At 70.9% G+C, this 8,453-nt stretch carries 8 protein-coding genes and 2 pseudogenes; 5 read left to right on the top strand and 5 right to left on the bottom strand.

Features of this window, described 5'->3' with window-relative positions:
* Nucleotides 1-139: 139 nt before the first annotated feature.
* Nucleotides 140-1,087, bottom strand: a complete 948-nt coding sequence (locus ABZ719_RS36710) for a TIGR03564 family F420-dependent LLM class oxidoreductase (protein WP_366729508.1) — start codon at nucleotides 1,085-1,087, stop codon at nucleotides 140-142.
* 144 nt (nucleotides 1,088-1,231) lie between these two features.
* Here ABZ719_RS36710 and ABZ719_RS36705 point away from each other — a divergent pair, with 144 nt between their 5' ends.
* Nucleotides 1,232-1,798, top strand: a complete 567-nt coding sequence (locus ABZ719_RS36705; RefSeq protein WP_366729507.1) for a helix-turn-helix domain-containing protein — start codon at nucleotides 1,232-1,234, stop codon at nucleotides 1,796-1,798.
* 393 nt (nucleotides 1,799-2,191) lie between these two features.
* On the opposite strand, the pseudogene ABZ719_RS36700 reads toward ABZ719_RS36705, so the two are convergent.
* Nucleotides 2,192-3,135, bottom strand: a pseudogene (locus tag ABZ719_RS36700) (Tn3 family transposase); the annotation flags it as partial.
* 115 nt (nucleotides 3,136-3,250) lie between these two features.
* Nucleotides 3,251-3,589, bottom strand: a complete 339-nt coding sequence (locus tag ABZ719_RS36695) for a hypothetical protein (RefSeq protein ID WP_366729506.1) — start codon at nucleotides 3,587-3,589, stop codon at nucleotides 3,251-3,253.
* Nucleotides 3,590-3,833: 244 nt separating this feature from the next.
* Here ABZ719_RS36695 and ABZ719_RS36690 point away from each other — a divergent pair.
* A pseudogene (locus ABZ719_RS36690) lies at nucleotides 3,834-3,986 on the top strand (IS256 family transposase); the annotation flags it as partial.
* 162 nt (nucleotides 3,987-4,148) lie between these two features.
* Here the strand turns inward: ABZ719_RS36690 and ABZ719_RS36685 are convergent.
* Nucleotides 4,149-5,033 (bottom strand): MBL fold metallo-hydrolase, encoded by an 885-nt coding sequence (locus ABZ719_RS36685; protein WP_366729505.1) that lies wholly within the window; start codon nucleotides 5,031-5,033, stop codon nucleotides 4,149-4,151.
* Nucleotides 5,034-5,173: 140 nt separating this feature from the next.
* Between ABZ719_RS36685 and ABZ719_RS36680 the strand changes: the two genes are divergently transcribed.
* From ABZ719_RS36680 to ABZ719_RS36670, 3 genes are all read left to right on the top strand, one after another.
* Nucleotides 5,174-5,602, top strand: a complete 429-nt coding sequence (locus tag ABZ719_RS36680; protein ID WP_366729504.1) for a MarR family transcriptional regulator — start codon at nucleotides 5,174-5,176, stop codon at nucleotides 5,600-5,602.
* Nucleotides 5,603-6,212: 610 nt separating this feature from the next.
* Entirely contained in the window at nucleotides 6,213-6,350 is a 138-nt protein-coding gene (locus tag ABZ719_RS36675; RefSeq protein WP_366729503.1) for a hypothetical protein, read from the top strand.
* A gap of 515 nt (nucleotides 6,351-6,865) precedes the next feature.
* Entirely contained in the window at nucleotides 6,866-7,630 is a 765-nt protein-coding gene (locus ABZ719_RS36670) for a helicase-associated domain-containing protein (RefSeq protein ID WP_366729502.1), read from the top strand.
* Nucleotides 7,631-8,240: 610 nt separating this feature from the next.
* Here ABZ719_RS36670 and ABZ719_RS36665 read toward each other — a convergent pair.
* Nucleotides 8,241-8,453: TetR/AcrR family transcriptional regulator C-terminal domain-containing protein (locus tag ABZ719_RS36665; protein ID WP_366729501.1), on the bottom strand; the 213-nt coding region annotated here is incomplete at its 5' end.

Here is an 8,453-nt window from a genome sequence, read left to right as displayed (position 1 = left end):
GAACTGCAGCTACTCCTCGCGGTATGGACCGGCGCCTGTCCCACCTGTCACCGCGACATGCCAGAACCGATACCAACCTGACCAAGCACTACTAGCACCTCGTCAGGCGGGCCTGCCCGGTGACCGGTCCGGCCCCGGCTCACAGGCGCCGAGCGACGCTCCAGGTCCGTACGCGCTCCTCCCGCTCGAAGAGGTCGGTGTGGGTGAGCATGACCTCGGTGGCCCCGGCGTCGAAATAGCGGCGCAACCCAGCGACGACGACCTCCTCGTCGCCGGCGATCAGCAGGTCAGCCGCCTGGGACAACTTCTCGGCGGCGATGACCTTCCGGTAGGACGGGATGCTGTCATAGAAGCCGAGGGCGGCCGACACCCGGTCGCGGGCCGCTGCGGCGTCGTCGGTGACCACCGCGGGCACCCCGGCCACGATCTGCGGGGCCGGCCGCCCGGCCGCGGCCGCGGCCTCGGTGACGGCCGGCACGATCCGTTCGGCGAGCGTGCGCGGGCCGGCGAGGAACGGAATCGTCCCGTCGGCCAACTCACCCGCAGCCGCGAGGGCCCGCGGCCCCATCGCCGCCACCAGAACCGGGATGGCCGGGGAGGCCCCGGCCACAGCGGTCGAGCCGACCGGGCGGGAGGCCAGCGTCTCCCCTTCGAAAACGGTGTCGTCGCCGTCCAGCAGCGGACGCAGCGCGGTGAGGTACTCGCGCAGGTGCCGGATCTGCGGCGGGTACGCCAGGCCGAACTGCGGTTCCAGCACGGTGCGTGCCCCGAGTCCGACACCGAGCCGGAACCGCCCCGCGGTGGCTGCCTGCGCCGTCTTCGCCGCCGCCGCGAGCACCAGGGGATGGCGGGGGTACATCGGCACGACCGACGTACCGACGTGCACCCGGGGCTCCGCCCGCCCCGCCAGTGCCGCGAGTTGGGGCGCGTCGTAGTCCGACGCCTGCCCGAACCACACGGTGTGCATGCCCGCGTCGGCGACCTCGTGTGCGAGGTCCACAGCGCGGTCCACGAGGTTGGTCGTTCCGGGGGCCTGCGCGAACGTGCCTCCCAGAAACACTCCCGCCCGTTGTCCGGCAGCGTCCATCACGAAATCCTCCGTCCGGTTCCGGTCCGCGAGGTGCGCCGCCTGCCCGGGAAGCGGTCCTGTCCCGCAGCACCAGAGTGGTTGCAGATCCTGCAATCACCGTACACGTTGATTGCAGGGTCTGTAATCGCTAGGCTGCGCGGCATGGGACGATGGCCGGGCGGCGCGCAGGAACGGCTCCAGGAAGCCGCGATCGAGTTGTTCACCGAGCGCGGCTACGAAGCCACGACAGTCGCCGAAATCGCGACGCGGGCCGGACTGACCGAGCGCACCTTCTACAACCACTTCGCCGACAAACGCGGGGTGCTCTTCCCGGGTCAGGACGTGTTCATCGCCTGGATCCGCGAAGCGGTGACCGCCGCGCCCCCGGAACAGTCCCCGCTCGACGCCGTCCTCGCTGCCTTCGCCGCCGGCAGTGACTGGTTCGACCGGAACCGGGAGGCGGCACAGCGCCGCAGGCAGCTCCTCGACGCTCATGCTGATCTGCGGGAACGTGAACAGGCCAAGGTGGCAGCCCTGGGCGAGGCGATCGCCGACGCACTGCACGCCCGGGGGCTGCCCGACCCGGCGGCCACGCTGACCGCCTCCGTCTGTGTCGCCGCGCACCAACTCGGCGCGGCCCGGTGGCTGGCCGACCCGGAGCAGGGCACGCTCGATCACCACCTGCGCGCGAGCTTCGAGGACCTGCGCCGCACCGCACGCACCTGGTAGCGCCAACCGGCTGCGGATCGCAGCCGCTCACCGTCCAGATCGCGCGCCGTGGGGCGATAGGCCGAGCATGGGCAGCCACACCGTGTCCAGGATCTCGACGATCGTCTTGTCCGGCACTGCGCCCATGGTCATCAGCATGTCGTGGCGCACCAGGTCGAAGGGCAGGTTCAGGACGCGTTCGAAGCGCGGCTTGTCTGTGAGTCCGCCGCGCTCGACGGCCCGGTCGACGAACCGTACGAAGGACGTCCTCGCGCAGGCTGCCGGTGTCAGGGATGTCGAGTGGACGCCAGTACCGGGTGAGTGGGGCGATGAGCAGGTCCTCACACTGCGGCCAGCGCAGGTAGAGCACCGGTCTGCTGGTTCCGGCGCGCGCTGCGATGGCCTCGCAGTCCGGTCACGCAGCGGGCGCAGGGCGCCGGCGGCCGGGGTCGAGGCGGTGAAGCTGTAGCGGCCGAGCAGGTTCAGGTTCCTGTGCTTGAGCGGCGACAGGCGCGCGACGGCCTCGTCGCGGATCTCGTGCCCCTCGGCGCGCAGCTGGGCGACAGCCGCGTCGATGTACTTCGTGGTCCACAGCACGATGGCATTGAGGACCAGGCCGAGTGCGCCGAGCTGGTCCTCCATCCCGTCCCGGTACGCCTGGTGGAGGGAGCCGCGCTTGCCGTGGCACACGTCGCGGGCGAGCTTGTGGCGGGACTCCTGCATGGTGAGCTGCCGGTTCACTGCCTGCGGTAGGTGTCGTCGACCGGGTCGACCACGCGCAGCAGGTGCTCGGTCTTCGCGACCCGCCCGTACTCGGCGAACGCGGCTTCCGGCGGAGGGGGGCGGCCGTCGCGGCCGAACATGCGCAGCAGGCCGTAGGCGCGGACCTGGTTGGTGACCAGGGGCCCGGCGACCTTCAGCATGTCCGGCCAGTGCGTGATCACCTTGTTCAGGTTCACCCGGTTGCGGGCCAGGTCCTCCACCGCCCTGTACGTACCGGTCTCGACGCCGGGCGTCGTGGCCCGCCAGAACCGCTGGTCGTCCAGGTCGCGGAACCGGGGACTGAAGTTGTAGCCGAGGATCTTGAACAGGCCGAACACCATGTCGGAGTACGAGGCGTTGTCGGTTGCCACCATCTCCGGCTTGACCCCGCCGTCGAGGTTCAGCAGGGCGTCCAGGATGTGCAGGAAGTCGCGTGGGATGCCGGGCACGACCATCTGCCCGATTCCCGCGACATGGTCGTTGACGGCGTTGAGACAGGTGATGCCCCACTTGAACCCGAAGTACTTCGGCGACGGGGCCACGTTCAGGGCCCGGACGGGGACGACGAACCGCAGGCCGTCCACGGAGGCGAGCAGCCAGGGCCATCACCTCGGCGCCGAGCTGGCCCTGCCAGTCGACCATGCACGGACGGCAGGCAATTCGCGATCACCGGCACGATCGCCACCCACCGGCTCGCGCCAGACGGTCCGGTCACCTGCTGCCCCTGCCCGCGGTGAGAATGCGCAGGACAGCGTCCGGATCGTCCGGGGCGATCGTGGGGCGCACACGGCGTCCGACCTCGATCACCGGAGCGCGGCTCTTCCTGGGGCACCTCGCGTCGAAGTTCCACCAGTGGACGAAGTCGCCCGTGCCCCAGATCCGCCATGCGCGCACCTTGTTCGGGCCGGTCAGGTCGAGTGTCTCAATGCCCTTGATCGAGGTGCGGGCGATCCGCTTCGCCCCCCAGGGGTAGTAGCCGCGGATGATCAGGCACTGGTCGTCGCAGCGAATCGCACCGTCGTCGTAGGTGGTCGTACCCGCCCGGCTCACTCATGCCTCCCGCGTATGGGCGTCTGCCGACGCAATAAGGTCCTGCCGGCGTCCGAACACCCAGTAGGCGACTGATCCCAGAGTGTTCACCGTGCTGGCCACCCGCCATATCCGTTTGCCACCGCGCACGCGCCGCGCCGGCCTGGCCCGCAGGCCCCGCCCCGTGAGGACCGCGGCGGCCGTGTGCAGCAATCCCGGACAGTCGTCCTCAGTCCCGGGCCCTGGTCGGGTCTGTCAAGGTGATCGGGGCGCTGGCAGCGCGGTCGCCGCCCTGGCCATGGTCTTCAAGCTCGTCGAGTCCGCCCAGGCCCGCTGGCGGGCCGTGAACGCACCCCACCTCGTCGCCCTTGTCAGAGCCGGAGCGCACTTCGAACGCGGTCAGCTCATCGAGCGGCCCGAGCTCAGCGCCGCCTGGGTACCAGGGCTTCCATCGAGGGGGCGGGAATCGCGCGCCAGGTACTGGCCGGGAATCGTCGCGGCCGCGCTGTCCACAGCGGGGCGCCGCCCTTTTGCGGGGGCCCGCGCGCGATCGTCGTTGTCACCGGTCGTCCCCGGCGGGTCAGGCGTCCAGGGGGCGCCAGGCGGGACCGTCGCCGTCCCGCCGGACCTGCCCGAACACGACGTCGGCGAAGTGGACGCCGAAGCCGATTGTGTCGGGTTCTTGCAGCTCGGCGACGAGACGGCGACGGTGGTCGGCGGACCGAACGGGGTCATGGTCGACAGCCGCAGACCATTCGGGGTGGTCGACCTGGATCGGTGAGTGCAGGGCGTCGCCGAAGGCGATCAACCGCCGCCTGCCCGACGTGATGACGTACTCGGCATGCCCGGCCGTGTGACCGGCGGTGATCCGGACTCGCACACCGGGGAAGATCTCCTGGCCGTCCGTCACCGTGCGCACATACGGCGCCAGGCCGGTGACCTCCTCGGCCATGCCGTGCGTCGCCAGGAGGTCTCGCTGGGCCCATTCCGGCTCGGACACCAGGTACTCGGCATGGGCGAACGCGGGCCGGTCACCGCCCGGGGCCGAGTGCCAGGCCCAACCGAGGTGATCGGGGTGCAGGTGTGTGAATGCCAGCACCTCGATCTCTTCCGGCCTGCGGCCGAGTTCGGCCAGACTGCCCAAGAGTGCACCCCCATGGATGACGCCACGGGGGGTGCCCGGGTCGGGCGGCAGCGTCTGCGGCCCGAACCCCGCGTCGATCAGCAGCGCGCGATCGCCGTTCTCCACCAGCAAGGCGCCGATGCTCGCCACGAGGTGGCCGGAGGCGTCCAGGTAGTCCGGGTGTCCGGCCCACACCTCGTCGGTGGTGTCCGGGAGCCAACCGCGCGGCGGGAGCCGCACGTCCCCGTCCGGCACGAAGGACACCCTCGTGTCGCCCAGCCATACCGAGCGGATACCCGCCGGCCGCCGCAGCCGCTCGCTCTGGTCAACCGCGGAGTTCATCACCATGGTCCCTCTCCCCATTCGGTGTCAGCTCGTCGCCGCGTCTCCCGGCGGCGACCACGCCACCATAAGCATCAAGCTAGAAACATTCAAGCTCTAATTATTCTGGCTTGATGGACTGACTTGCTAGGGTGGGATGCATGACGACGCCCCCGGAACCGAAGGCCATCGCCGAGCGAGAGCTGTGCGGTCTGGTGAACGGACTGTCCCAGCAGATCGCGGATCACGTACGCGCACGCGCCGTCACCCTCGGCCTGACGGCAGCCCAGGCGACCGCCCTGCGGGAGATGACCGGGCCGTTGACCATGCGGGAGCTCGCCGAACGCATGAGTTGCGAACCCTCCAACGCCACCTTCGTCGTCGATAAGCTCGAGAAACAGGGCCTGGTCGAGCGCCGCGCGCATCCCACCGACCGCCGCGCCAAGCACCTCGTCCTCAACGCGGAGGGCACTGCCCTCCGCGAACGGCTCCTCGAACTCCTCGCCCAGGACTCACCGCTGGCCGGCCTCACCCCCCAGCAGCAGCGCGTCCTTCACGACTTGCTCGAGCAGGCCATCACCCGTTCATGAGCTGACGCCGCCAAGGAGATGGACCCGGCCGAGCCACATCAACCGATCCACAATCCTTCAATGACTCCCCAACGGCACCCAGACACCTCTCCCACGCGAAGGGCGGCTGCTGACATGGGCGGCACACACGGCCCGAGAACGGCTGCGTACGGTGGGAACGTGACGACGCCCCCTGACCCTGCTGCGCCCGGCCCCGTGCCGGTGCGGGTCGTGCTGCCTGCCGACCCGGTCCTGGGGCACCCCGAGCAGGAGATCGTGGCGCGGTTGTGGAGGCGGCGGCAGACCGAGACCGGCTGGGTGTTCCTCGTCGGCCTGCCGTCCTACCAGGGCAGCGAGGACGGCGCCGTGCGGGCCACGGAGTACCGGGTGCGGGTCCGCGCCCCGCAGCACGTCCGGCCGGTCGACGGCGTCGACTACGACCAGGTCCCCACCGACCGGCTGGAAGCGCCGGCCGACCGGCTGGGTCGTGCAAGAGGTCCGTACCGGGCGCGGGCCGGGCCCGGCCGCGGGGCTGCGGCGGTGCGGTCGGTGGGGCGGCGGGAGGCGACGCGGGCTGTGAACCTGGCAGCGGTGCGGCAGTTCTTCGAGCGGGGAGGAGCATCTGTGGGTATTGCGGAAGGCGGTGGAGGTCCTGCCGGACGGGACCGGAATCAAGCTGGGTGCCGTGGTCGACACCACGCGGCGCCGGGCCGACAAGCTGTCCGACGAGCAGCAGGCGGAGTGGGCAGCCCTCGGCATGCCCTGGTAGGCGATGGAGGGCGGATAGCGTCACGGGCAGGCGTCACATGATGACGCCTGCTGAACGCGAACGCTGGCGCCGACGCCATGCCCGGATACGGCAGCGGGCGCCGCAGTACTGCCGCGAGCGCCGGCTTTCCCTCGGAAGCTCAGCACCGCACTGAGCACACCGGCGCACCGCCTGCCTTGCCATGCCCCCAGGATCCCCCGCCAAGCGGCGCCCGTCAGGTTCCCTCACGGGGTGCCGCGCGGAACCACCGGTGGGTAGACCGCTGGCGAGGGGCGGTCGGAACTCGTGTCCTGGCCGTCACAGGAGTGCAGAGGTCTGCCCTTTCTCGGCGATCCAGGCGCGGCCAGCGGTGAAGTACGGTCGAAGAGCGCACCCGGCACGTGCAAACCTGCTACAGGTGGACGGCGGCCGGACCGCTGGGGGCCGGGCACGCTGTCGAATGCGGTGCTGCCGCCGCCGGCCGAGACAGCGCATTTCCACACCGATCCGGACGTCACCGCCGCCGTCGACGGCGTGTGCTCGCCCCGGCCGGCCGCCCTCCTGGACCCGCTGGCCGACCGCGCCGTACGCCACCCGGCATCCCTCTGGCACCTCACCCTTCGCTGCGCCGGGCCCTCGGCACCGGGCGCACCGCCGACGACCTCCTTCAGGCGCTGCACAGCATCGCGGGCACCCCGACCCTTCCCGAGCAACTGACGACCCTCGTCCGGGACACCGGCGACGCGCACGGCCGGGTCCGCCTCACCACCCCGGCCAGCCTCCTGCACAGCACGGACACCATCCTGATCGCCGAAATCGCCCCCAGCGGACGGCTGGCCCCGCTGAGCTTGCGTGTGCTGGCCCCGACCGTGCTGACCAGCCCGCTCCCCGCGGACACGGTTCTCACCTCACTCCGTGACGCCGGGTACTCGCCCGTCCACGAACAGCACGGCGGTGCGGTCCGGCTCGAGCACCCCGCCCCCGACCGGCACCCGCTCCTGCCCGCCCCACGGTCCATCGGGCCGGCGCCGGACGCCCCCGATCTCGCCCACCTGGCCGAGATCCTGTTCTCCCACGCCGCGGACCAGACGGTGCCCGCGCTCTCCCCCACCGAGCAGGTCCTCACCCGCGACGCCCGGCACCTGGACCCGCCCGCCCTGCGCCGCCTCGCCCACACCATCGACAACGCCCTGGACACCGCCATCACCTACGGACCCGGCAACGCCGGCCCACCAGCCACACCCTCCATTCCCTGGAACTCGATCCGCCGTACCTGTATGCCGGGACCGATGACGAGGTGAACACCTTCCACCTCGGCCATATCCAGGATGTCGATACCGAAGCCCCGGTATACCCGTGAGGACGGTGACGGCGGTCTCAGCAGCGAGCGTCCAGGTCCACGATCCGCTCGCCCTCCTGCTGTCGAGATCCAGGAGACGATGTCCGCCACCACTGACGATCAGGGCCTGCCGCTTCAGCCCCGCTTCCAACGCGGCGAGGAGGGCCGGTATCTCACCAGCGGCGGACACACCTTCAACCGCCGCTCCTGACCAGTACCTTGCCCGCCCGCTCGCCGGAAGTGCCAACCGCGATCGTCGTGGGGTGTCGGGCGGCCAATCGGCGCAAGCCACAAGTGGCAGAGAAGTGACGGCCACGCCCGACACTCCTGGGCAGGTCAACCATACGAAGGGCTCGCCACGTCCCACAGGGCGGCGTAGGGAGAGGTGACTTGAGGTCGGGGCTGCTGCGGCCGTGGGCCTCGATCGAGCGCAACGCCTGTCCGCGGTTCGAGCGGCCTGTCAGCGCGTACGACCCGCATCTGCTCCTCGACGAGCATCTGCCGGCCCCGACGCTCACGCCCCGCAGGGAGACCGTGGCGGGGACACCGCCGCCGGCCTCACCGCCGCCGGCTCACCGCCGGAGAGCGCGCAGTCCGTCCAGGAGCAGTCGCAGTCCGAATTCGAAGTGTGCCGTGAAGTCCGTGCTGGTGAGCACCGGCAGGGTGGCGGCGAGGTGTGGATACGTCCCTGCCTCCACCACCGCCTCGTGGAGGGTTCCCGCGTCGGTGGGTCCTCCGTCCTCGGGCCGGAGGGCGGCCTGTTCCTCCAGGGTGTGGCCGACGGT

The organism is Streptomyces sp. NPDC006743 (assembly GCF_040703815.1).
Classification (GTDB): Bacteria; Actinomycetota; Actinomycetes; order Streptomycetales; family Streptomycetaceae; genus Streptomyces.
This window is presented reverse-complemented; position numbering and strand designations above follow the sequence as displayed.

Coding starts and splice junctions, on each gene's coding strand:
- ABZ719_RS36680 (WP_366729504.1), top strand. CDS start 5,174: ATGACGACGCCCCCGGAACCGAAGGCCATCGCCGAGCGAGAGCTGTGC.
- ABZ719_RS36705 (WP_366729507.1), top strand. CDS start 1,232: ATGGGACGATGGCCGGGCGGCGCGCAGGAACGGCTCCAGGAAGCCGCG.
- ABZ719_RS36710 (WP_366729508.1), bottom strand. CDS start 1,087: ATGGACGCTGCCGGACAACGGGCGGGAGTGTTTCTGGGAGGCACGTTC.
- ABZ719_RS36685 (WP_366729505.1), bottom strand. CDS start 5,033: ATGAACTCCGCGGTTGACCAGAGCGAGCGGCTGCGGCGGCCGGCGGGT.